The sequence below is a fragment of the Reyranella sp. genome (genome assembly GCF_030651995.1).
In the GTDB taxonomy this organism is placed as follows: Bacteria; Pseudomonadota; Alphaproteobacteria; order Reyranellales; family Reyranellaceae; genus Reyranella.
Map to the genome: position 1 here is coordinate 25,686 of NZ_JAUSBN010000018.1, position 24,196 is coordinate 49,881.

Genomic DNA, 24,196 nt, shown 5'->3' on the forward strand with positions numbered 1-24,196 from the left:
GGCGACCAGGAACGGCCGCCGGCTTCATTCAGAGACAGTCGATGCGAAAGTCGAACCCGCCGCTAGGCGACGGCCTTGATGGTCCTGGCGGTGATGTCGACGATCTCGTCGATCTGCGCCTTCTCGATGATCAGCGGCGGCGACATGGCGATGGCGTCGCCGGACTGGCGCACCATCAGGCCGAGCTCGAACGCCTTTGAGAAGGCCTTGTAGCCGCGCGTGCCGACGGGGCCTTCCGGCGCCAGGTCGATCCCGCAGGCCATGCCGAGATTGCGGATGTCGGTGACGTTCGGCAGACCCTTCAGCGAATGGATGCCTTCCTCCCAATAGGGCGCAAGGTCGGCCGCCCGCGCGAACAGCTCCTCGTCGCGATAGATGTCGAGCACCGCCGACGCCGCCGCGCAGGCCAGCGGATGCGCCGAGTAGGTGTAGCCGTGGAACAGGTCGATCGCGTTCTCCGGCCCGTTCATCAGCCCGTCGAAGACGTGCTTGCGCACGAACACGCCGCCCATCGGCACCGTGGCGTTGGAGATGCCCTTGGCCACCGTCATCAGGTCCGGAACCACACCGAACTTCTCGGCGGCGAAGCTGCTGCCGAGGCGGCCGAAGCCGGTGATGACCTCGTCGAAGATCAGCAGGATGCCGTGCTTGTCGCAGATCTCGCGCAGGCGCTTCAGGTAGCCTTTCGGCGGCGGCAGGAAGCCCGTGGAACCGGCGCACGGCTCGACGATCACTGCGGCGATGTTGGACGCGTCATGCAGGCCCACGATGCCCTCGAGCGCATCGGCCAGATGCGCGCCATTCTCCGGTTCACCCTTCGAGAAGGCGTTCTCCGGCAGGTGCGTGTGCGGCAGGTGATCGACGCCCGGGAGCATCGCGCCGAACCACTTGCGATTGTTCACCATGCCGCCGACCGAGATGCCGCCGAAGCCGACGCCGTGATAGCCGCGCTCGCGGCCGACGAAGCGGGTGCGGGTGCCCTGGCCGTTGGCGCGGTGGTAGGCCAGCGCGATCTTCAGCGCGCTGTCGACCGCCTCGGAACCGGAGTTGCAGTAGAATGCATGGTTCAGGTCGCCCGGCAGGAGGGCGGCATGCCGCGCCGCCAGTTCGAACGCCTTGGGATGGCCCATCTGGAACGACGGTGCGTAGTCCATCTCGTCGAGCTGCTTGGCGATCGCCACCTTGATCTCCTCGCGTCCATGGCCGGCATTGACGCACCACAGTCCCGCCGTGCCGTCGATGATCTGTCGACCTTCCGGCGTCCAGTAGTGCACGCCCTTGGCCCGGGCCAGCATGCGCGGGTTCTTCTTGAACTGCCGGTTCGCGGTGAACGGCATGAAGAACGCTTCAAGGTTGTTCGCGGCAGGCGCGCTGTTCGACGACATCCCCATAACTCCTCTGAAATCTGGAGCCCTATACTGAACCGCTTTCTATCCAGAACAAGATGATATCTGCCAAAGGTGAAGTTTACGGTAGTCTGCGCACAAGCGGCCCGATTCGCTCACTATACTGAACACAGTAAGCACCATGGACATCACCACCGGCGAGAGACTGAAGATCGCACGCCAACGGGCCGGGCTCTCCCAGCGCGCGCTGGCCAAGAAGGCCGGCGTCGGCAACGCCACCGTGTCCCTGATCGAGAGCGACCGGATCAACCCGTCGGTCAGCGCACTCAAGCGGATCCTCGATGCGATCGCCATGCCGCTGTCCGACTTCTTCGCGATCGACGAGAAGGCGAGCGAGGAGAAGGTCTTCAAGGCGAGCACCCTCACGGAGATCGGCCGCGGCGGCATTTCGTTCCGGCAGATCGGCAAGGACCTGTCCGGTCGCGCCCTGCAGCTTCTGTACGAGACCTACCAGCCGGGCGCCGACACGGGGAAGATCATGCTCCGCCACGAAGGGGAGGAAGCGGGCTTCGTGATCTCGGGACGCATCGAGCTCACGATCGGCTCGACGCTGCACATCCTCAACGCAGGCGACGCCTACTACTTCAAGAGCATCGAGCCCCATCGCTTCAGGAATGCGACGACCAAGCCGGCCGTGATCGTGAGCGCCTGCACCCCGCCGACATTCTAGCAAGCAGAAGAAAGATCTCGCGGGCCGGGCCCCACTGCCCGCCGTCATGACTGCGGGAGGCGCCAAGGGCCATCACCCCGCTGGCGGCTCGCTCGATATCTTCTCGATCTCGCACCACGAGCATCGTAGCGGTATCGAGCCGCTGACGGGGTCGGCCCGATCGGTGCCGATCGCGCCGTTCAGGTTGGCTGCCAGGGGATGGCGGCGATCGTAGGGCGTGCCTTCACCGCCATCGACCCACCAGCCGTGCTGGCCGAACACGGCACCGGGTGCGAGGCCCGGCACGAGGACGGCACGGGCGACCGCATCACCGCTCTGCGTCCGGATGCGCACCCAGTCGCGCTGGACGATCGAACGGGCGGCCGCATCGGCCGGCGAAATCTCCACGATCGGGTCAGGCACCAGCCGGCGCAGCGAGGCGATGTTGCGATGCTGGCTGTGGCAGTAGGCGACGCTCTTGGCGCTGCCGAGGCGCAACGGGTAACCCGCTTCGGCGGGCAGGAGATCGTCGGGATCGAGGTCGGGTATCGGCCGGTAGCCGGCGAGCAGCAGCCGCTCCGAGTAGATTTCGATCTTCCCGGTCGGAGTCGGGTAACCGCGAGGGTGGCCGTCATGCGTTATCGCTTGGCCATCGACCTGCGCCGCTCCCTCGACCGCGATACCCGCCGGCGAACGGCGCAACATCTCGACGGTCAATCCGGTCTTTGCCAGGACCGCATCGTGCCCGCGGTCGGCCTCGAGATCGAACATTCGATCGCCGAGGCCAAGTTCGGCGGCAAGCCCCATGACGATGTCGGTGTCGGAGCGGGCCTCGCCGACGGGCGCGACGACAGGGGGCCGGAGTTGGACGTGGCGCAGACCCTCGAGGCTGCCGTCGAAACCGGTCCGCAATCCTTCCCGCTCCCACGAGGTCGCGACGGGCAGGATGATGTCGGCGTAGCGGGCCGTCGCATTGACGAAGAAATCCGCATGGACGTGAAATTCGAGCGCGGACAGCGCCTTGCGCGCCGTTTCCGTATCCGGCTGCGACACCAGCAGGTTGGTGCCGAACGACATCAGCATGCGCACCGGATAGGGCGCTTTCGTCAGCACCGCCTTGTACATGTCGCGTGCCGTCACCCAACCTTGAAGGCCGGGACCAAGGGGCCGCTCGGCAAGACCGAGCGCCTTGTCGCGCTGTGTCGCGGGCAGCAGATCCTGTCCGGAAATATCGACGAAGGGCGCCGCGCCGCCGGGCACGTTGCCACCCTTACGGCCATAGCTGCCGGTGAGCGCGTAGAGGATCGAGATCGCGCGATCGGTCTGCGTGGCCGTGACGCTCTGCCCGACACCGTTCCAGGCGTAGTAGGCAACCGACCCGGCGCCGGCAATGATGTCGGCCGCCTTTGCGAGGTCGCCGGGCTCGATGCCGCTCACCTCGGCAACACGCTCCGGCGGGAATTCGGCAGCGGCCCTCGCGAACAACTCCAGCGCGGTGTGACATAGGACCGGGCCCGACAGCGTCTGGACAGTGCCCTGCCAGCGCAGGGCAGGCTTGGTGCTTCCCGAGGCCCAGCCTCCGCAGGTCGGATCGAACGGCAGCAGGTCGCCACCGTCGCCATCGCCGGTGTGGGAAAACAAAATGTCGGTCCGGCCGTCGGCCCGAAGGTCGCTCTCGCGCAGGAAGCGGCCGGTATCGGAGCGCACCAGCAGGCTGGCGTTCGTCCAGGTCGCCGCGAAGGCGCGATCGAAGCGTCCGCTCGAGACCAGCAGGTTCGCCAGCCCGAGGGCGACCGCCTGGTCCGTGCCGGGGCGCACCCGCAACCACTGGGTCGCGCGCTTTGCCAGCGCCGTCGGCCGCGGATCGATCACGATCATGCGGGCACCGCGCTTCAGGCCCTTCTGTATCTCCACCTGCCGCGCCAGCCAGGTGGCCGCGGGATTGTTGCCCCACAGCACGATGCAGTCGGTGTTGGCGAAATCCGGTGTCCCGATATCGTGGCCGTAGGTGAAGCGCGAGGCGTAATCCTTGTGCCAGTTGCAGATTTCGGTTCCGTAGACAGTGTTCGGGCTGCCGTAGGCGCGGATGAAGCGCTCGACCCACGAGATCGAATCCGAAATGTGGGAACCACTCGGCGTGGTGACGGAGAAGGCCACCTGTTCGGCGCCGTGCGTCGCCCGGATATCGGACAGGCGCGCAGAGATTTCGGCCAGAGCCTCGTCCCAGCCGATCGGCTGCCAGCCGGGATCGGAGGCGCCCTTCGGTTGGGTGCGGCGAAGCGGGCGCGTCACCCGTTCGGGATGATAAACGAGTTCCGGCGCCGCCCGACCCTTGGGACAAAGCGCCTGGCCCGTGGGATGATCCGGCAACGGCTCGATCCCCAGCAACCGCCCGTGTTCCACGACGGCGACGCAGCCGCAGCGCGACCGGCATTGCGTGCAAAAGGCCGCCATCTTCTGGGGTCCCGACATCTGCACTCCCCTGCTCGACGTCACGATGGTCTCTTTCGCCTCGCGATGGCAACCTCGATGAAACTCGTCCAGCCGTCGGGAAACGGCACGGGTGAGGACCAGAAGACGTTCACGACGGGCGTCGCCCTTGCACTCGGGGCGGCCGACTCGTCGTGGCTGCAACGCCTGCGGAAACCGGAGGCGAAGGCTTTCGCGCTTCGCGGCCGCCTCCCGCCAGCACCTGGCACGAAGAAAACCCCGCGCCGGGTCGCCGGGCGGGGTTTTCGCGGTGTTCGCCCGCGTTATGCCTTGAGGTTTGCGGCGGCGTCCTTGCCGCGCTCGTTCACGACATCATACGTGATCTTCTGACCCTCGTTGAGGCCGTTCAGGCCCGCGCGCTCAACAGCGCTGATATGGACGAACACGTCCTTGCCGCCGTTGTCGGGCTGAATGAAACCGAAACCCTTGGTGGCGTTGAACCACTTAACTGTGCCTGAAGCCATCGAGCATATCCTGAATTCGAGTTGCTGCCGCGGGAGGGCGACCCCCTCTAATGCACGCCATCAGGCGGGGTGGCAAGGCGGGCAGCCCTCCCAATATCCGCCTCGTCGCCCCACCAACCACCGGAGCAGAAGCAGAACAGGCCCATCCTGCCGACGTATGAAGCGAAGTGCAGGCCCGCAAAATCGAACGCCCGAGACGATCAGGACTTAATCGGGTGCGGCGCCAGCTTCGTCGCTTCCTTCATCTCAAAATCGAAGACGCGGAGCTCGACGATGGCGAAACAGCCGATCCAGAGCGCGGCGTCATAAGCACTGACCAGACTGTCGGCGTCGTCCTCGGTAACGCCTTGCCAGCCCCACAGCCCGACCAGGCCAACCACGACGGCGTACAGCACCACCTTCGCCACATTGCGCGCCCGCCATTCGAGCCCGCCATTCGAGCCCGGCGCGTAGACGTCGTAGGCCAGCAAGGCACAGATCGCCAGCCAGGCTGCCGAATTGACGAAGCTCGACGTGTCGCCAGCCGCCCAGTAACCCCAGCACGTATAGATCGCCAGGCCGTAGCCGACGGTCTGGGCGGCGTGGATCCCGAACTGCTCGAACCGCGACGCGTAGGCCAGGTCGAGGTCCAGAGAGTCATAAAGAAAAGTCGCGAGCAGAATGAGCCAGGCGATCTGTTCCAGCGCCTCATTCGCCGTGCCGTAACGCAAGTAGAGTCCCACATCCACCGAGAGCAGCACGAAAAAGCCGGTCTTGATAAACTGCATCCCACGTCATCGCCTGCCTTGATGACGCAGATATGAACAGCCAGAAGCGAGCCGCCAGCCGTGCCTTGCGGCCGCCGCTGACGGACGGAACCTTCGGCCGCATGGCCAACAAGTTGCCGTTTAGCGAGGGTGGAGACGCTGTCCTTGCTGGCAGTCCGTGCCTGAGTGGCGGTGTCGCGCCCAAGCTCCGACAAACGTGGCTCGAATTTCATCCAGAAACGGAACGAGACCGTCGGCAACCGAAGGCACCAGACGGATCAGCTGAATCGCACCCGACACCACTTCTTGGAGCGCCCTTGCTGGAGCCCTCGATGGAGGCAGCGGTATCATGCCAAAAACAGCGATCGGCCAAATTCCGCGAGGCCGCGCGACGGCGGTTGGCGAAACAGGGCCTCGCCAACCCGAACCTTGCCCCGTCCGACGCGCGTCTGCCGCATATCGGCGACCGGATGGCCGCCGGGCTTTTCCGCGAGCTCGGGGCCGAGCCGGAATCGGACCCCTCGCGGTAGGCCGATATCTGAAACCGAACCGGTTCTGCCCTACACGCGACGTGCGGTCACACCATCCAGAAATCCGCGCTGTTCAGGTTATGTTCGCCCACGAGCATGATCTGAAAATCCGCGGCTCCATCGCCGTCGACGTCGCCGGCGACAAAGGTATTGCCACTATACGTGCCCTCGCGAACTTCGCCGGCCGTATTCGAGAATCCGGCCGTCTCGATAAAGGTGAACGCCACGCCGGCATTGGTCGCCATCAGGGAAAGGTCGATGTGATCTTCGCCGGAGGTGAAATCGGTGATCCGGTCGCGGTCCGAGCCGACCGTCGTTTCACTGGCTTCAGAAAAGATGAACGCGTCGTTGCCGGCGCCACCCTCAAGAACATCGCGGCCCAACCCGCCGAGGAGCTGGTCGTCGCCGCCATCGCCATAGAGCGTGTCGTTACCCGCCGAACCGTCGATCCAATCGTTGCCGTCGCCGCCCCAGACAAAGTCGTGGCCGGAGCCGGCGTCGATCGAGTCGTTGCCGGCGCCGGTTGATATGTGGTCACGATAGGCGCCGGTGGTGATGTCGTCGTCGCCGCTGCCCGTCAAGATACGAAACATTTCAGTTTCCACGAAGTCGACAACATTCGCAGCGCCATCGTCGAAACGTCCGGTGTAGCCTGCCAGGGCATCGCCGCCAGTAACGCCGCCGGTGACGTTGGACGCCAGGGCCGAGTAGGAAACGGTCAGCTCGTCGAGCCCGGCGCCAGCGTTGACTGTGTCGGCGCCGCCTCTGACCGTGATGAAATCGTTGCCGCCGCCGGCGACGATGGTATCGGAGCCGATGCCCGTTGTAATGATATCGGCGCCGCCGCCGGTGGTGACGATATTGGCGCCATCACCCGCCATGACGCGATTGCCGCCGTCGAGCGCCGTGATGGTGTCGGCGCCACTGCCGCCCACGATCGTGTTGGCCCCCTGCCCCGCGGTCACCGTGCTGGCACCTTCGCCTGTGCGGATGATGTCGTCGCCGGCGCCAGTCGTGATGGTGTCGACACCCGAGCCGGTCAGGATTGTGAAATGCTCGATGGTCCCGTCGACGATCGTAACCAGCCGGCCACCACCGCCGGCTTCAGACACGCTCGACGTTGAATCGCCTGTCACCGCGCCGGTGGCAAGGCGGTAATCGACCATCAACCGGTCATTGTTGCCCAAGCCGCCATTGACCGAGTCGGCGCCACCCGTGACGGTGATGATATTGTTGCCGTCGTTGCCGACGATGGCATTGCCGTCCGCGGCATCACGAATCTTGATCGGCGCGGTGCCGGCCAGAAAGACCGACGGGATGCCGGTGTCCATGCGGAGCAGGATTCCCTTCGACGTCGCGCCACCGGTTATCGTCATGCCGTTGTGCGTGACCCACGCGGTCTCGTTGCTGTAGCCGGCCTCGAGAACGATCTGGTCGTTCGGGCCGGAAGCGGCCATGGCGGCTGTGATGGTCGGAAAGGTCGAAGTCGGACCTACGGTTCGGATGGCCATGTTGAATGAATCCTGAGGTTGCGACGCGCCCATGAGTGGATTCACGCGCGCACGTGCGAAGCTGACTGTCCGCCGCCCTCCACTGTAGAACGCGGCTGCGACAAGCCGGGGAACGGGGCGAGGCCGGACAGGTTCCGCCTGAGAGGATGTTTTCCGGTCGTTCGGTCTGATGCGCCGGAGAGTCACTCCCGGGTGAAAGACCACGTTGCAGCCCTCATCCGGTGTCGGCGGCATGAAATGGCGTGCAAAAGGTTCGCAGTCGGAGTCGCGTGCCTGAAAGAGATGCTCGCGGGTGGCGTTGCGCTCGCGGAGCGGATGCATGCATGTCGTCCGGGATGTCGAGGACGCGCAATTCTTGGGCGGCATTCGCGATATCGAACATCCCCCCGCATCCAGCCTCGGCCGACAGGAAGTTAGCCTGAACATCGAGCATTACTGACAAGGGTCGGCTTTCAGCAAACACGCGTTATGCGCCACCACGGAAGCGCGCAGACGGCTCGAATAGCTGCGGAGCACCCAGCCTAACTTCCGAACTCAGACGGCCGCTTGAGTTCCCCGCATCGAAGAACCAATGGCCGTGAAAAATCATCAGCTATGTGGCCATCCCGCAGATGGCCCTTCAACGTGCCCAGGGCGCCCTGCGATTCTCCTGGAGCACGCTGCTCGCCTTGTCGCGCAGCATGTCGAAAATTTCCTGCGTACCGATCTCGCGCCGCAGCTCGTCCTCGTTGGCGATACCGACGTCGTGCACGCGATCCACGATGCTCGTGAGGATCGGGGCGGCGGCGAGATGAAGCTCATTCCTATCGGAGAGCCATAGCCCATGAGCAATCCGGCCAGCGTGATAATCGCGATGCTCACCAGGCCGGGGATCAGCAAGGTCTCGCTCTCGAGCGAAACAAGGAGCGATGGCGTCCACAATATAGCGGCGGACTCCATCGGTGCCCCGCGCCCTTTGCCCTAGGCATGCGCCCCACAACGATTGCGGGGAACCGGGTTCGCTTCCATCGCCGCCTGCGTCCTCGCTCAGACGATCAGAAAATGCCCGGCCGTCAGATCGCCGACCACTCCCTGCAGCGTCGCGAACTGCACCGCCGCTTGGCCGCCCATACCATCGGCGTCGTACAAGAGAGCACCGTCCGTGACATTAAAGATCAGATGCATATCAGCTGTAGTCGCCGCGGTACCGGTCCCGAAGGCTGCCTCTTCGACGCCCCATGCCGTCGAGAATGCGGTGAAGACCGAATTTTCCAACTGGATTAGGTCGACCGCCACGTCGAAGTCGACGACGGTATCGACATTGCCTGGAAGCAGCGGCGCCGAGAAAGCAAAGGTATCCGCGCCGTTGCCACCATTCAGCTGGTCGTTGCCGGTTCCACCATCGACGAGGTCGTCGCCGTCACCGCCCATAAGCTGGTCATTGCCTGCCCCCCCAAGCAATGCGTTTGTCAGGCTGTCGCCCAGCAGGGTGTCGTCGAAGGAACTGCCCGTCAGGTTCTCGATGCCAAACAGGGTATCGCTGCCGGCGCCGATTGTATTCTGCGGCCCAACGCTGGCCAGATTCACCGTCACGCCAACTTGCGCACTGGCATAGGAAGCGACATCGGTGCCGCCACCGCCGTCGAGCGTGTCGTCACCGCCTGCCCCTTCGAGCACGTCGTCGCCCGCGCCTCCGTTCAGTTGATTGGCTGCCCTGTTGCCGACAAGCCGGTTGTTTCCATCGTTACCGGTGGCGTCGATTGCCAAGGTGCCCAGCAGGGTCATGTTCTCGACGTGCTGAGACAGGCTGTAGGTGACGGTGGTGAATACCGAGTCGTTGCCGTGCAGGGCGTCGACTTCGATCACGAAGTCGCCCGCCTGGTCTACGTAGTAGCGATCGTTGCCGGCGCCGCCGATCATGACGTCGTCGCCTGCTCCGCCATCGAGTATGTCGTTGCCGTCGCGGCCAAGCAGCAAGTCGACTCCGCCCAAACCGAAAATGCTGTCATTGCCAGAAAGGCCGTCGATATAGTCCTGCCCAGCGGTTCCGGTAAGCGGGTTATGGCCGTTTGATGCGTCGTCATTGCGAATCGTCGCAATGGCGCTCGACCGGGCAATAGCGGTGCCCGCGCCGGGATTGAGCAGGCTGACGGTGAACCGCTCGTTGCCCTCGGCCAGCGTGTCTCCCGCCACGTTGACGGTGATGAGCTTCGAGGTCTCGCCTGCCGCGAAGCTCACGGTGCCCGCGGGAAGGATCCCTCCGGCGAAGTCCGCACCGTTCACCGCCGCGCCGGAGACCGACCAGTCGGCCGTGCTCGTCGAGGCCAGGTCGCCGCTGCGGGTGACGGTGAAGGTGAAGGGTGTCGTGCCCGACTGGCCTTCCGCCGTGTCGGCCACGGTCGCCGCGATCGACAGGCTGGCGTCGTCGTTGCGGATCGTGGCATTGGCGGCGGCGGTGCCGATCGTGGCGCCGGCGCTGGGGTTCGACAGGGTAACGGTGAACCCCTCGTCGGCTTCCAGCAGCGCCTCGCCCACCACATTCACGGTGATGACCTTCGAGGTCTCGCCTGCCGCAAAGGTCAGGGTACCCGATGGCAGGACGCTGCCCTCGAAATCGGCGGCGCTGGCGTCCGCGGAGCTAACCGCCCAGTTGACGTTGTGGGTCGTAGTGGTCTGCCCGCTGCGGGTGACGGTGAAGGTGAAGGGGGTCGTACCCGACTGGCCCTCGGCTTTGTCGGCCGAAGTAGCCGCAATCGACAGGCTGGCGTCGTCGTTGCGGATCGTGCCGGTGGCGCGGGCCGTCGCGAACGTGATGTCCTCGGTCGGATCCGACAGGGTCACGGCGAAGGACTCGTTGTTTTCCACGACGGTGTCGCCGGCGACATTGACGGTGATGACCTTCGTCGTCTCGCCGGGCGCGAAGGACACGGTGCCGGTCGGCAAGGCGCCGCCCGTGAAATCGGCGCCATTGACCCCCGATCCGGACACCACCCAGTTCGCGTCTTGCGTCCATTCCGTGTCGCCGGTGCGCGTGACGGTGAAAGTGAAACCCGTGCTGCCTGAATGGCCCTCGGCCTTGTTGGCGCTGGTCGCGACGATCGATACGCTGACATCGTCGTTGAAAATGGTGCCGGTTGCGGTGTTGGCCGCGATGGCGGTGCCGGCCGAAGGATTCGACAGGATGACGCTGAAGGTCTCGTTTGCCTCGATCGCCGTGTCGCGATTCATCACGACGTCGATGAATCCGAACAGGCTGCCGGCCGGGATAATGAGGGTGCCGGCCGCCGTCGTGTAGTCGACATCCGCAGACGCAGTACCAGCAGCGGTCGCGTAGTCGACCGACGAGTCCGTTGTTGCGACTTCGGACAGGGCGACCTGGAAGCGCAGGATCGACGTGCCATCACCCGTGCCCTCGACCTGGCCGACGTCGACGATGCGGAAGGACGGCGGCGGTCTCGTGTCGTCGTTGTTGATCGAGACCGTAGCACTAGAATCAACAAGGGCGCTGCCGTTCGGCGAAGACAGCAGCACGCGGAAGGTTTCGTTGCCTTCGAACTGGGTGTCACCATTGATGGTGACTTCGATGGTCTTCGAAGTCTCACCGGCTGCAAAAGTCAGCGTACCGCCTGTGGCGACGTAGTCCACGCCCGCCAACGCCGTGCCATCCTGGGTCGTGTAGTTGACCGTCACCGGTCCGGCGGCGGGCGCGCTCAGGGTTATCGTTACCAGCACCGTGCTCGTACCGCTATTGCCCTCGGTGAGCGAGGCGTCGCCTACCGAAAAGCCATCATCGTTGAAGATGGTGCCTGTTGCAGATCCCTGCCGGATTCCGGCTCCGACCGAGGGATTGCTGAGGTTGAGGGTCATTGTCTCGTTGTCTTCGGGAGAGAGATCGCCATTGACTGCGACCGTCACCGTCTTGGAGACCTCGCCGGCCAGGAAGGTGACCGTGCCCGTCGCCCCGACATAGTCGGTGCCGGCCGTTGCCGTTCCGTCCACTGTCGCGAAGTCGACCGTAGCGGTCTGGGACAACGCCGAACCGAGGGTCACCGTAAAGGTCAGGGCGGTGGTACCCGCATTGCCTTCTGCCGCCACTGCAGTGGAAACCGAGAAGCCGTCGTCATCGGCGATCCGCACTTCGCCCGTGCCGTCCACGATCGCCGTACCGGTCGCGTTGGAAAGCACCACCTGGAAGGCTTCTGTCCCTTCGATCAGCGAATCGCCAGTGACAGGAACAATGACCGTCTTGACCGTCTCGCCCACGGCGAACGTTACGGTGCCGTTGCTGGTCGAGAAATCCGCCGGTGTCGTGGCTGTTCCGGGTGCCGTTGCCCAGTCGACACTCACCGGCGTCGTGGCCGGCGTCAGCAGCCGTATGGTGACGGCGGCGCTTGTCGGTGTCGCGGACGTGCCCTCGATTACGGCCAGGTCGTCGATCACCAGCCCATCATCGTTGCGGATGGTGCCGGTTCCGATAGCGTCAGCGATCGTGGCCCCACTGGCTCCGGACAGATTGACCGTGAAGGTCTCATCGGCCTCACTTAGGGCATCGGCAGAAACCTCGATCGCTATCGTCTTGCTGGTCTCGCCGGCGGCGAAGGCAAGGGTTCCATTCGTTGGCGAGAAATCCGTGCCGGAAGCCGCACTGCCGGCTGCAGTGGCGTAGTCGACCGTCACCGGGCTCGTGGCTGCGGTCAGCAGTGAAACGGTGAAGGTGAAGATGGTGGGACTGCCGGATGTTCCTTCCATCACCGATACGTCCGAAATGACGATCCCGTCATCATTAACGATGGTCGCGGTGCCGTTGGCATCGGCAATTGGCGCGCCGGTCGAATTGAACAGCTGGATGCCGAAAGTCTCATTACCCTCAATTGCGGTATCGCCGATCAACTCGATGAACAGGTTCTGTTGGGTGACGCCAGGTGCAAAGGTCAGCAAGCCACCCTGCGTGACATAGTCCTGACCGGCCACGGCGGTACCGTCGCTGGTCGCGTACTGGACAGTGATGGTCTCGCCGGAAGGCGCTGCGAGAAAGACCGGTACCACGATGTATTTGCTGTTCGGTCCGTTACCCTCAGCCAGCGAGGCATCTCCTACCGAGATCGCAGGAGTCGCCGAACCACTCCGCACGTTGAAGACATAGGTGCCAGCGACACCGACATTGCTGGCATTTTCGAGGTCAAGGAGGGCTGTCTGATTGCCTGACTGGGGCAATTCGAAGAAATCGACGCCGTTACCCGAACTGTACCCTGCTCGCGCCGGCACGCCGCCGAGCCCTCCTGCCCCCCCGGATGCGGACCCGGTCGTCCAGTCGACGTTCTCGTAGCGGAACACGATATCGAAGTCGCCACTCGTCCCGATCTGAGTGATCGAAATCTGAAAGGCATTGAGCTTGTCGGTGCCGTGCGAGTAATAGCCGACGTCATCCCATGTGGCCGTAAAGGTGCGGTTTGCAGGATCGAAGTCGTACCAAAGCAGGTTCGAGCCGGTCGAGGTCCCGCCTTGCGTCGGTCCGACGATGCCGGCGCGTGTGTCCACGTCGGCCCAATAGGCAGCAATGATCGGGTTGGAAGTCGAGCCGGTGATCGCCGACGGCGTGTAGGTTCCGGTCGCTGAGGCGAAGGTGATGCTGCCGTTGTTGTTGAGGTAGAAGCCCGTGTACTCGCGGCCGAAGAAGTTGATGCCCTGGGTACCGAACACCGACCGCAAATCGAGATAGCCCGTGTACGAGTCATCGTTACGGTCGAGAAAGTTCTCGCCGAATCCGGCGTTGCCCCCGAGATTGTTGATGAGCGATGTGGACATTGTGCGATTCTCCCAAGCGACTACGGCAACTCTCGCTGTAAAGACGTCGCCGCCCCACTGATCGGCACTCTCCCAAAGTGCCATTCTTAATCTTCAATGCTTTTGACGACGTTGGATTTGACGCAGGTCAAATCCGCAGCACCATTTTGTGGTGCGTCAAGCAGGCCGCGAGTGGCTTTGCTTTTGCGTCGCATGAAAAGTTTCGAGTCAGGCCGCCGAGACGAAATTCAACTGCCCCTTGAATCCGCGAAACATGAGAGTTGGAATTCTTTGCAAGATGCATCGAGACGGCAGTGCCCGCACTCCGAGGCAATCCCTGTCCTGAATTGTCCAGCCGTGCGTCCGAGCGGCCATATGACTTGATCAGCTGAGGATGGCAGCGACAGGGCGTGGGCCGCCGCTGCGGCAGGAATGTTGGTTGAATAGCGACCGCCGCCCCGGCAACATGGCTCCAATTCGGACGCCATAAAAACAAGGCGCCGTATCCAGGGAGGATTTCATGTACCGACGCACCATGGCAGCGGGCGCCGCATTGGCGTTGCTCGTCGCTGTCCCAGCCTTCGGCCAGGCCATTCCGAAAGAGATGTCCTGGACCGCCTACGATACTGGCTCTTCCGGCTTCAACATCGCCGTCGCGATCGGCCAGCAGTTCAAGAACGTGCTCGGCACCGACGTCCGCGTCCTGCCGTCGGGCAACGACACCGGACGCCTGGCGCCGGTGAAGGCGAACCGTGCCGTCATCTCGCAGATGGGCATCGGCACCTACTTCGCGCAGGAGGGCGTCTTCGAGTTCGGCACCAGGAGCTGGGGGCCGCAGGCAACCCGCCTGATCATGGCGGCGACGGCGTGCAACGGGCTCGGCCTGGCCGTGGCCAAGGACACCGGCGTCAAGGAGGTCAAGGATCTCAAGGGCAAGCGCCTCGGCATCGTGGTCGGTTCGCCGGCCCTGAGCCAGGGTGTCATCGCCCTGATTGCTTTCGGCGGCCTGACCGAGAAGGACATGACGCCGGTGCAGTTCTCTTCGAACAACGCCATGTGGAAGGGCCTCATCAACAACGAGGTCGACGCCCTCCTGACCTCGACGATCTCGGGCCAGTCGAAGGAGGCGGACAATTCTCCACGCGGCATCATGTTTCCCCCGATGCCGTCCACCGACAAGGACGGCTGGGCCCGCGTCCACAAGAAGGCCCCCTATTTCGTGCCCGTGAAGGCGACATGCGGCGCCGGCGGCCTCTCGCCGCAAACGCCGGTCGAGATGGCCGGCTATGCCTATCCGATCTTCATGACCTATGCCGACCGCTCCGCCGACACGATCTATGCGATCACCAAGGCGATGATCGACACGTTCGACGCCTACAAGGGCGGCGCGCCCGGGGCCGAGGGCATGGCGCTGTCGTTGCAGAACCTGACCTGGGTCGTGCCCTATCACGACGGCACCATCCGCGCCTTCAAGGAGAAGGGCGTGTGGACGGACGCGGCGCAGAAGCACAACGACAACCTGGTGAAGCGCCAGCAGGTCATGATCGATGCCTGGAAGGCCTATGCGACCGGTGCACCGTCGGATGACAAGGCCTTCGCGGAGGGCTGGCTGAAGGCACGCGGCGCCGCTCTCCAGAAAGCCGGGATGGACGTCATCTTCGAATAGAGGGCACGTCCGTCATGACAGATCAGGCGGTGCGGGTCGTCCTGGACGACCCGCACAAGACCGGTCCGGCCGAAGCCGAGACCCTGCGCACCCGCACGCTCTCCGGCGTGTGGCGGTGGCTGCTCGTGGCATTGACGGCGGTCACCATCTTTCTCTGCATCAACCAGCAGTTCACCCTGCGCTTCTTCGTCGGATTCACGCCGCTCAACACGGAGTACTTCTACCTCCTGATTCTCTGCATGCTGCCCTTCACCTTCGTTATCTTTCCGGGCAGCGCCAGGGCCTCGGTCGACCGGGTCGCCTGGTACGACGTCGTGCTGTTCGCGGTCACGGCCGTCGCCTCGTTCTACCTGATGATCAACATCCGCAAGGCGGCCGAACTCGGATGGGAGTTCGGCGATCCGCCCGAACCCGTGATCTGGGCGGGCTACCTGATGTGGATCGTGCTCATGGAGGCACTGCGACGGACCGGCGGCTGGAGCCTGCTCCTGAGCATCCTTCCGTTCACGCTCTATCCGCTGTTCGCCGGCGCCTCGTGGCTCGGGCCGCTCAAGGGCAACCAGTCGACGCTCGATCAGACCACCGCCTACCACATGCTCTCCACGGAAAGCCTGCTCGGCATCCCGATCCAGGCCTTCGCCGATGTCGTCATCGGGTTCCTGGTGTTCGGCACGGCCCTCATGATGACCGGCGCCGGCAAGTTCTTCATCAACCTCTCGTTCGCCCTGTGCGGTACGTTCCGCGGCGGCGCCGCCAAGGTCTGCATTTTCGCCTCGGGCCTGCTCGGCATGATGTCCGGCAGCATCGTCAGCAATGTCCTCACCGCGGGCACCATGACGATTCCCACCATGAAGCGGACCGGCTTCAGCCCCTCCTACTCCGGGGCCATCGAGGCCTGCGCCTCGACGGGCGCAGTGCTGGCGCCGCCGGTTATGGGCGCCACGGCTTTCGTGATGGCCCAGTTCCTCGGCACGACCTACTCCGAGGTCGCCCTTGCCGCCATCATCCCGGCCTTTCTCTTCTACGCCGGCCTGTTCATGCAGGTCGATTCGTATGCCGCACGCCGCGGCCTCAAAGGCCTGGAGCGGCGCGAACTTCCCAGCGCCTGGCAGGCTTTCAAGGAAGGCTGGTACTACGCTTTCGTCATTGCCCTGCTGATCGTCATGCTGCTGTACTTCAAGCGCGAGAGCCATGCGCCCTTCTATGCGACGGCGCTGCTGCTGGTCCTGAACCAGTGGTCGCAACGCGGCCGATGGAAGATCGCCAACACGATCAACATCGCCATCGCCGTGCTTGCCGCTGCCGTGATGACGGTCCGCAGCGAAAGCTATCCCAAGGCGCTGGCGGCCTCCGGACCCGGCACCTTCGACGCCTGGATGAATGCGATACTGCTGCCGGCGCTGGGCGGGATGGTGCTGTTGCTGGTGCTGAACGAGATCTGGGGAGACAAGCGCTGGGGTCTGCGCAAGTACATTTCCTTCCTCGAGGCGAACGGCCGGACCTTTGTCGAGCTGGTCGGAATCCTCGCAGGCTGCGGCCTGCTGATCGGCGCCTTCTCGCTGACCGGCGTCATCGCCTCGCTGGCCAACGATCTGCTCAACATCGCCGGCAGCAATGTCCTTCTGCTCCTGGTCATGTGCGCCTTCACCAGCCTGATCCTCGGCCTCGGGCTGACCACGACCGCCTGCTACATCTTCCTCGCCATCCTGATCGGGCCGGCCCTCGAGAAGCTCGGCCTCAACAAGATGGCCGTCCACATGTTCATCTTCTACTGGGGCATGCTGTCGTCGATCACGCCGCCGGTTGCCATCGCCTCGTTTGCGGCGGCCGGCATCGCGGGGGCGCCGGCGATGAAGACGGGATGGGAATCGATGTGGGTGGGAAGCATCATCTACTTCATACCGTTCTTCTTCGTCGCCAATCCGGCTCTGGTGCTTCAGCCGGCGGCTGGCGGCGGCATCCCCTATTTCGAGGCGATCTACCTCGCCGTCACCGCCCTCGTCGGCATCTCCTTCATCTGCGGCGGCATCCAGGGCTATCAGGTCGGCGTCGGCGATCTCCGGCGCACCGGTATGCTCGAATGGCCCCTGCGCGTGGCGCTGGTGTTGGGCGGTCTGGTCCTCGCGACGCCCGGCGGCGGCATCATGCCGCTCAGCAATACGACGATGGAGCTTACGGCCGCCGCCATTCTCGTTCCCACCATCCTCGTCGCGCTCTTGCTCGTCCGCCGCCCTCGGGCGGCCTAGGAACGGGAAGGGAGCGGGCCGGCGGCGGGCATTCTGGACTGCTTGGCAGTCGACTTCCGTTGAGGCGCGGTCGCGCGCCCTATGCGCTGAGGTCCGGCACGTGCCGAAGGACGACAGAGCACTCGCCTGCTCCTACGTAGCGACAAAGGCGATGCGGGGATCGATTTCGCCAATCTTGAAAATGAATGGTGCCCAGGGGCAGAGTCGAACCACCGACACTGCGATTTTCAGAGGTCTTCTTAGTCAGTTAAATCAATACTTTAGCCCCGAATACCCTGCAAAACTCCTCGGATGCACGGAAGCGGGGACAAGCTCGACACGTGTTTGACAAGCGCGTTTGCGCTGACCTGCCCATGGGCTGACGTAACTTTCGTAGCTATTGGCCCGCGGGATGTCGCTCTCTTCTACTTCCGATGGTAGCACCGTCACCAACCCTTGGGGATGCTGCAGCAGGTCGGTTGAGGCCAACGTGCTGCACTCAGCATCATTCCGACCCAGCAGAATTCTTGCGACGGGCACTGAGTCTGATCGACCTGTGCTCAGAATCACGCCTTAGTCGCAGTGACACCGGCAAGCAAAACGTCATCATACAATTCAAGGACCGTACACCATCTCGTCTCGCTACTGGTCAGCGCGCACAACTTGCGTATCATGCTCGTCATGGTCGACACCTAGAAGGCCGCTTCCAAGAAGGACTGTGTATGGCTGCCACCGATGAACTGGAATTCGAGACGCCGTCCGACGGAGACGCCGAAGTAGTCGATGTTCCAGCTGGCAAACGATCTGTCTATACCGAGTCATCAGACCCAGAAATCGACTCTCTGCACAAAAAATTCCAACGCGGAAAGCTTGTCGTTCAACCAGAGTTTCAACGTGAATTCGTTTGGGATGTCACGAGAGCAAGTCGGCTCGTCGAATCGGCGCTGCTTGGCATTCCAATCCCAATTGTCTACATATCAGAGGAGCCGGACAACAAAGAGTACGTATCGAGCAGTATTGGGCCGGCGGAAAAACCATCCCTGAAAATGCTCGGCTCACTCACCGATACTGCAATTGGTCCAGGGCTCGGAAGGAATGATTATTTGTCATGACGATTTAGCGGACTCTCGCGACCAGGCCTGCAAAACTCGTTCGTATTCGAACGGTCAGTGATCGCTAAGTTATTGAGAACGAATGGTGCCCAAGGGCGGTGTCGAACCACCGACACGGCGATTTTCAGATGCGGGTTTTTCTCAATTTTTCAGTGTGTTGACACTATCGATTCCTGTCTAAAGCGCTCAAATGAGCCAATTTGGCTAACGCAACACGCTTGCTCCCAAAGAGCTGCCGGCCATTTAGCTCTTTCCTCCCAGAGCAGCAGGCACTTCTGTCGGCCTTCCTGGATGGCCTGCAGAAACTTCGGATGCCGCGGTCGCGCGTTGCCGGCTCGACGGTCCATGCGATCTACAAGTCCAGGAAGGGCATCCTCCGGGCCCTGATGGAATAATCAAACTCAAGCGGCCGGTTCCAGGCCGCGCAGCAGGCGATCGCGGGCAACGTCGACCCGATCGAGACGATCGCGCTTACAGCCCATGTCGCCCGCGCGGTGTATGAAGGCAAGAGCCACGATCTCGGTCTACTGCGCACGGTCTCCGGCTTCTCGCCCGCGTTCCGCAAGATCGAGGAAGAGTTCGCGCGCACCCGCTACCAGATGCAGAAGGAGCACCTGCGCCGCCTCTTCGACGCCGGCAGGGCCAGGAAGGGCATCGGCTTCGACGAAGCCCGCCACATCCTGTGGATGTACGCGAGCCGCGAGATCAATCGCATGCTCTTCAGCGAGGGCGGATGGACGCCCGACCGCTATCAGAAGTGGCTGTCGCAGACGTTGGCAACGGCGCTGGTCGAGCTTGACGACCAGCACCAGCCTGCCACGTCGCCAGGCTTACTTCACCGCCAGCAGCTCGACGTCGAAGATCAGCGTCGCGTTGGGCGGAATGACTCCGCCGGCGCCGCGCGCTCCGTAGCCGAGCTCCGGCGGAATGATCAGCGTCCGCTTGCCGCCGACCTTCATGCTCGCGACGCCCTCGTCCCACCCGGCTATGACGCGCTGCTTGCCGATGGGAAACTCGAAGGGCGACCCGCGGTCGACCGAGGAATCGAACTTCTTGCCCTTCTCCCCGCCGTTGGAGAGCCAGCCGGTGTAGTGCATGACGCAGGTCTGCCCCTCCTTGGGGCTGGCGCCCGTGCCGACGGTCGTGTCGATGAATTTCAGTCCGGTCTGGGTCGTCATGGTTTTTCCCTGGGGTTGCGCCGCCGCCGGACAGGCGGCGGCGAAAGTTGCGGTTGCGGTGGCGAGCAGGACACGGCGGGTTACTGGCATATCGTTTTTCCTTATGGAAGTAGCGTGGATCCCTCACATCGCCGTCATGCCGCCGTCCACGAACAGCAGCGCGCCGGTGACGTAGGAGGCATCGTCGGAGGCCAGGAACAGGATCGCGGCGGCAACCTCCTCGGCCCTGCCGGGGCGCTTCAGCATGGTGCCCTGGGCAGCACTGGCGTTGTACTGCGCCACCGTCTCGCCCGCCGCTTCGATGCGACGCTGATGGAACGGCGTGAAGATCGGGCCGGGGCCGACGGCGTTCACACGAATACCCTCCGGCGAGTGGTCGGCGGCAAGCGCCCGCGTCAGGCCCGCGATCGCGGCCTTGGTCGTGTCGTACTGAAGATTGCCGCCGCCGGCCACCACGGAACGGACCGAGGCGACGTTGACGATGGCCCCGCCTTTGTCGCGGCGCATCAGCGGGATCGCGGCCTTGGCACAGAAGGCGTAGCTCATCAGGTTGACGTTGAGAATCTCGTTCCAGCTGGCCGCGCTCGCCTCGTCGATCTTCTCGTATTTGCGGATACCGGCGTTGTTCACGAGGATATCGAGCCGACCGAACCTGTCCGCCGCCCCGTTGACGAAGGCAAGGCAGGCGGCCTCGGTCCCGACGTCCGCCTCCGTGAACGCGACCCTTCCGCCGGCGGCCTCGAGTTCGGCCGCCACGCATTGGCCGCGCGCGCCGTCCCGATCACAGAAGGCCACGCTTGCCCCTTCGGCCACGAAACGCCTGACCGTCGCCTCCCCGATCCCGGAGGCTCCGCCTGTCACTGCTGCGATCTTGCCGTCGAGCCTTCCCATGTCCGCTCTCTTTCATTGAATTGCGATGACGCAGGGTCCCGATACGTAGCACCTCTCCGGCACGCCCCGCGCTCGTTCGGACGAAAAAATTCGTCACCGGCGCTTCACGTCGTGGCCGACACTCTGATCCATGTTGAGTCTGCTCTTCCGCTTCTCGACCAACCTGACTGCAGGATGGCGCAGATGCGTGCATGACGCTGAACCGCCTGGGCGGCTTACCGACATGTATGCAAAACGCGGCGGACCAGCAGCGTCCGCAGCGCGGCCGAGATCCGTTTTGGGCGATACCGCCAGCCAGGAGGAAAGCCTGTGGCCTTCTGTCGATTTTTCGGCTGCGAGCGCGACGGCTTGTGGTCTTCGCATGTTCTTGATATGTTCTTATCGGTTCGGAGTCGAATCGATTCGTCAGATGAGCCCCAAATGGCCGACCAGATCGTCATCACCGAGAAGACCAGCCAGGCGAAAGATGTTCGCGCAGCCGTCGGCGCCCGGTACGGCACCATCCTTCCGGCCGAAGGCCATTTGATCGACCTGCAGGAACCGGAGGAAGCCGATCCCGCATGGAAACGCTGGACGCCAATCCTGCTAAGGCCTGAAGGGCTCTACGGCACGCGGCCGGCGATGGGTGGCAACAAGGCCGCCAAGCTGGCAGCGATTCGAGAAGCGCTGCGGACGGCCAGGAGGGTCTGGCTCGCCACCGACTGCGATCGCGAAGGCCAGCTGATTGGTCAGGAAATCCTCGAACACTACAATTATCGCGGTCAGGTGATGCGGGTGCTGTTCACGGCGCAGGATTCCCAGACCATCCGCGATGCCTTCGGTCACGCCAAACCCAATTCCGAGTATGCCCGCCTGTACGCTGCCGCGGTCGCACGCCGGCAGGCCGACCAGATTTACAATCTCTCCCTCACCCGTACGGCGACCGTCATCCTGGGACAGGGCGCCCGAGGCGTGATCGGTGTCGGGCGCGTCAAAACGCCGACGCTGGCGATCGTTTGCAGGCGCGAACTGGAGATCCGGAACTTCGTGCCGGTGACGTATTACGAGATTGTCGCCACGGCGACGGTCGCCAGCGGCGAATTCAAGATGCGCCATGCTCCGAATGAAAGGATCCTCAAGCGCGAGAATGCGGAGACCGTCGCCAAAGCTGCTCAGGGTTTCGAGGGGCCGCTCGGCGTGCGCGTCGAAGACAAGAAGCAAAGTCCACCCAAACTGCATGATCTGCCTTCCCTGCAGAAACTCTGCTCGTCGCGGTTCGGCTGGTCGGCGGCCAAGACGCTGGAAGTCGCGCAGGAGCTCTATGACGGCCAGGGCAAGAAGATCATCACCTATCCCCGCGCCGAGGTGCGCTACCTGCCCGAGAGCCTGATCGCGGACGTGCCCAAGGTCGTCGCCGGCCTTCAGGTTGGCCAATCCTTCAAGGCCATTCCCGTACCCGATCCGCCGATCATCCGTCGCGGTGCGAGCGGTACGTTCCATGAGAAGGGACTCGAGGGCGCCAGCCATCACGCCGTGATCCCCAACGCCAATACGGTCGACACTCTCCGCGAGGTCTGGCCGCGCCTTTCGATCGACGAGAAGAAGCTCTTCGATGTGATCGCACGAGCCTATCTCGCCGCTCTGATGCCTGACTTCCGTTACCGGCAGACGACCGCGACGCTCGACGTAAAAGGCTTCCCGTTCAAGGCTATTGGTCGCCAGCCCATCGATCTCGGATGGCGCGCGGCATTCCCGGAATGGCAGCCGGCCGACGAGAAGGGCGATGGCGGGCAACTGCTTCCTGCGATGCGCGACGGCGAGACGGCACGACTGCACAATCCGGCCGTCGAGACCAAGGAGACCAAGCCCCCTCCCCGTTACAATGAAGGCACGCTGATCGAGGCGATGCAGAATGCCTGGCGCTTTGTCGATGACGAGGTCCTGCGGGACCGACTGAAAGAGGCCAAGGGCATCGGCACGCCGGCGACCCGCGCCGAGATCATCGGCGGGCTGAAACGGCAGGACTTCCTTGTCGCCCAAGCAAAGAACATCGTTCCCACCGAGACCGGGCTCAAACTGTTCGGCGTCCTCAAGCAGGCCGACCCGGCCCTGGTCGATCCTGGCGTGACGGCTCAGCTCGAATGCCTTTTGGACGATGTCGTGGTCGGCAAGCAGGAGATGATGGGCGCCATCGATGCCGTGTGCGACGTGGCTCTGCGGATTATCGGCAAGCTGACGCACGGTCCTGCGTCCGGCGGGCCTCCATTGCTTGGCCCGGCACGCGGCGGCAGCGGCGGCGAACGTCCACCGACGCCGGCGATGAAGCAGTTTGCCGTGGTGCTTGCTCGTCAGAAGCGTATCAGCCTCCCCGTCGGCTATGGCACATCCGGATCCATCTGCCGGGCGTTCCTCGAGCAACATGCCCCCAGGAAGGCCGGCGGGGAGACTGCAGCGGCACCTGCTTCCAGGGCGACAAGCCCGGCGCAAGCCTCGAGGGCCGAGGGCGCCCAACCCACCCGAAAACGTCGCCGCGTCAAGGACTCGACAGCCCCTGCTCCGTCGCCAACGAAAGCGGTACGGGGCAAGAAGCCCCGAAAGCCTACGTTCGGTAACCCACCGTTAAAGGCGCCCGGCCTTCACCTGCATGATGTCGGCCGCAACACTCCGCTCAGAATTCCTTACGGCAACAAGGACGTCGCGCAAAAACTCGGGGCTCGCTACAGCGCCGATGGGTGGTATGCACCTCCCGGCGTTGATCTCTCTGCCTTCAAGGAAAACGGCTGGCTATGAGTTCCCGGCGTCTGCTTTGACGTTGCGACCGACCGGTCCGACGGTCGACACTCCATCGAGAAGGCAAGATGCGATGCGCGCGCGACCGACGCGGAGAAGTGACGCGTGACCAACTGCTTCGTGTCGACTTGGAATCCGTCCCCGACCGCGGGATCGCCCGGCGGAGATGCCCTGGGATTGGCGCTCAAGGAGAGCAAGACATTGAATATCCTGTCCAGGCGGCCACTTCTGTTTCTGCTGCTGTCCGCACTCGTCTGTGGCTGCACCGGACTTCCCGAGGGCGTCGAGCCCGTTCGTCCCTTCGACATTCAACGTTACAAGGGCGAGTGGTTCGAGATTATGCGCCTCGACCACAGCTTCGAGCGCGGGCTGACGAACGTGACCGCAACCTACACGTTACGCAACGACGGCTCCGTTGGCGTTCTCAACAAAGGCTTTGACCGCAAGAGCTGCCGCTGGAAGGAAGCCGATGGTCGCGCCGTGTTTCAGGGCGCGCCAGACACGGCCAGCCTCTCCGTAACCTTCTTCTGGCCGTTCGCCGGTGGCTACCATGTCGCTGCGCTCGACCAACAGGACTACAGCTGGGCTCTGATTTCGGGCCCGTCAAAGACCTATCTCTGGATCCTGGCGCGCCAGCCAGACCTCTCTGCCGATATCCGGAACCGCCTGGTCGATAAGGCCCGAAGCATGGGCTTTCCGGTCGACGATTTGATCCTGGTCGACCATGGCATGCCGATCTGCGCCTCCGATCAACCTCTCCCCAAGTGATCCTTTTTCCTCGCCCAATACAGACTAG

General features: G+C 63.5%; 17 protein-coding genes. 7 read left to right on the forward strand and 10 right to left on the reverse strand.

What is annotated here, in order from left to right:
• Positions 1–62: 62 nt before the first annotated feature.
• Positions 63–1,385: an aspartate aminotransferase family protein gene (locus Q7V45_RS04205; RefSeq protein ID WP_304847475.1), complete on the reverse strand. Its 1,323-nt coding sequence runs from the start codon at positions 1,383–1,385 to the stop codon at positions 63–65.
• Positions 1,386–1,527: 142 nt separating this feature from the next.
• Here Q7V45_RS04205 and Q7V45_RS04210 point away from each other — a divergent pair, with 142 nt between their 5' ends.
• Positions 1,528–2,076: a cupin domain-containing protein gene (locus tag Q7V45_RS04210; RefSeq protein ID WP_304847478.1), complete on the forward strand. Its 549-nt coding sequence runs from the start codon at positions 1,528–1,530 to the stop codon at positions 2,074–2,076.
• A 72-nt stretch (positions 2,077–2,148) separates the two neighbouring features.
• Here Q7V45_RS04210 and Q7V45_RS04215 read toward each other — a convergent pair whose 3' ends face one another.
• The 3 genes from Q7V45_RS04215 to Q7V45_RS04225 form a co-directional block, all read right to left on the reverse strand.
• Positions 2,149–4,527: a molybdopterin-dependent oxidoreductase gene (locus Q7V45_RS04215; RefSeq protein WP_304847481.1), complete on the reverse strand. Its 2,379-nt coding sequence runs from the start codon at positions 4,525–4,527 to the stop codon at positions 2,149–2,151.
• 281 nt (positions 4,528–4,808) lie between these two features.
• Positions 4,809–5,009, reverse strand: a complete 201-nt coding sequence (locus Q7V45_RS04220) for a cold-shock protein (protein WP_304847484.1) — start codon at positions 5,007–5,009, stop codon at positions 4,809–4,811.
• Positions 5,010–5,209: 200 nt separating this feature from the next.
• Positions 5,210–5,776 carry a hypothetical protein gene (locus tag Q7V45_RS04225; RefSeq protein ID WP_304847487.1) on the reverse strand — a complete coding sequence of 189 codons (567 nt, stop codon included), beginning with the start codon at positions 5,774–5,776 and terminating at the stop codon, positions 5,210–5,212.
• A 311-nt stretch (positions 5,777–6,087) separates the two neighbouring features.
• Between Q7V45_RS04225 and Q7V45_RS04230 the strand changes: the two genes are divergently transcribed.
• Positions 6,088–6,285, forward strand: a complete 198-nt coding sequence (locus tag Q7V45_RS04230; RefSeq protein WP_304847491.1) for a hypothetical protein — start codon at positions 6,088–6,090, stop codon at positions 6,283–6,285.
• A 47-nt stretch (positions 6,286–6,332) separates the two neighbouring features.
• Here Q7V45_RS04230 and Q7V45_RS04235 read toward each other — a convergent pair whose 3' ends face one another.
• The 3 genes from Q7V45_RS04235 to Q7V45_RS04245 all read right to left on the reverse strand — a co-directional run bounded on the left by Q7V45_RS04235 (position 6,333) and on the right by Q7V45_RS04245 (position 13,580).
• Complete coding sequence (locus Q7V45_RS04235; protein WP_304847494.1) at positions 6,333–7,796, reverse strand: calcium-binding protein; 1,464 nt, start codon at positions 7,794–7,796, stop codon at positions 6,333–6,335.
• 619 nt (positions 7,797–8,415) lie between these two features.
• Entirely contained in the window at positions 8,416–8,715 is a 300-nt protein-coding gene (locus Q7V45_RS04240; protein ID WP_304847497.1) for a hypothetical protein, read from the reverse strand.
• Positions 8,716–8,822: 107 nt separating this feature from the next.
• Entirely contained in the window at positions 8,823–13,580 is a 4,758-nt protein-coding gene (locus Q7V45_RS04245) for a Calx-beta domain-containing protein (RefSeq protein WP_304847500.1), read from the reverse strand.
• 499 nt (positions 13,581–14,079) lie between these two features.
• Here Q7V45_RS04245 and Q7V45_RS04250 point away from each other — a divergent pair, with 499 nt between their 5' ends.
• The 3 genes from Q7V45_RS04250 (at position 14,080) to Q7V45_RS04260 (ending at position 18,562) form a co-directional block, all read left to right on the forward strand.
• Positions 14,080–15,225, forward strand: a complete 1,146-nt coding sequence (locus Q7V45_RS04250) for a TAXI family TRAP transporter solute-binding subunit (protein ID WP_304847503.1) — start codon at positions 14,080–14,082, stop codon at positions 15,223–15,225.
• 14 nt (positions 15,226–15,239) lie between these two features.
• Positions 15,240–17,471, forward strand: a complete 2,232-nt coding sequence (locus Q7V45_RS04255; RefSeq protein WP_304847506.1) for a TRAP transporter permease — start codon at positions 15,240–15,242, stop codon at positions 17,469–17,471.
• Positions 17,472–18,172: 701 nt separating this feature from the next.
• Positions 18,173–18,562 carry a DUF262 domain-containing protein gene (locus tag Q7V45_RS04260; RefSeq protein ID WP_304847509.1) on the forward strand — a complete coding sequence of 130 codons (390 nt, stop codon included), beginning with the start codon at positions 18,173–18,175 and terminating at the stop codon, positions 18,560–18,562.
• Positions 18,563–19,086: 524 nt separating this feature from the next.
• Here the strand turns inward: Q7V45_RS04260 and Q7V45_RS04265 are convergent.
• From Q7V45_RS04265 to Q7V45_RS04275, 3 genes are read right to left on the reverse strand one after another with little or no spacing between them, the layout of a single operon-like run.
• The gene (locus Q7V45_RS04265) at positions 19,087–19,371 is read right to left on the reverse strand and encodes a hypothetical protein (RefSeq protein ID WP_304847512.1); all 285 of its coding nucleotides are present in this window, start codon (positions 19,369–19,371) and stop codon (positions 19,087–19,089) included.
• Positions 19,372–19,392: 21 nt separating this feature from the next.
• Positions 19,393–19,830 carry an FKBP-type peptidyl-prolyl cis-trans isomerase gene (locus tag Q7V45_RS04270; protein WP_304847515.1) on the reverse strand — a complete coding sequence of 146 codons (438 nt, stop codon included), beginning with the start codon at positions 19,828–19,830 and terminating at the stop codon, positions 19,393–19,395.
• A 33-nt stretch (positions 19,831–19,863) separates the two neighbouring features.
• The gene (locus tag Q7V45_RS04275; protein WP_304847518.1) at positions 19,864–20,631 is read right to left on the reverse strand and encodes an SDR family NAD(P)-dependent oxidoreductase; all 768 of its coding nucleotides are present in this window, start codon (positions 20,629–20,631) and stop codon (positions 19,864–19,866) included.
• A 420-nt stretch (positions 20,632–21,051) separates the two neighbouring features.
• On the opposite strand from Q7V45_RS04275, the gene Q7V45_RS04280 reads away from it, so the two are divergent.
• Both Q7V45_RS04280 and Q7V45_RS04285 read left to right on the forward strand, forming a co-directional pair.
• Entirely contained in the window at positions 21,052–23,400 is a 2,349-nt protein-coding gene (locus Q7V45_RS04280) for a DNA topoisomerase (RefSeq protein WP_304847521.1), read from the forward strand.
• A gap of 105 nt (positions 23,401–23,505) precedes the next feature.
• Complete coding sequence (locus tag Q7V45_RS04285) at positions 23,506–24,168, forward strand: lipocalin family protein (RefSeq protein WP_304847524.1); 663 nt, start codon at positions 23,506–23,508, stop codon at positions 24,166–24,168.
• Positions 24,169–24,196: the final 28 nt, after the last annotated feature.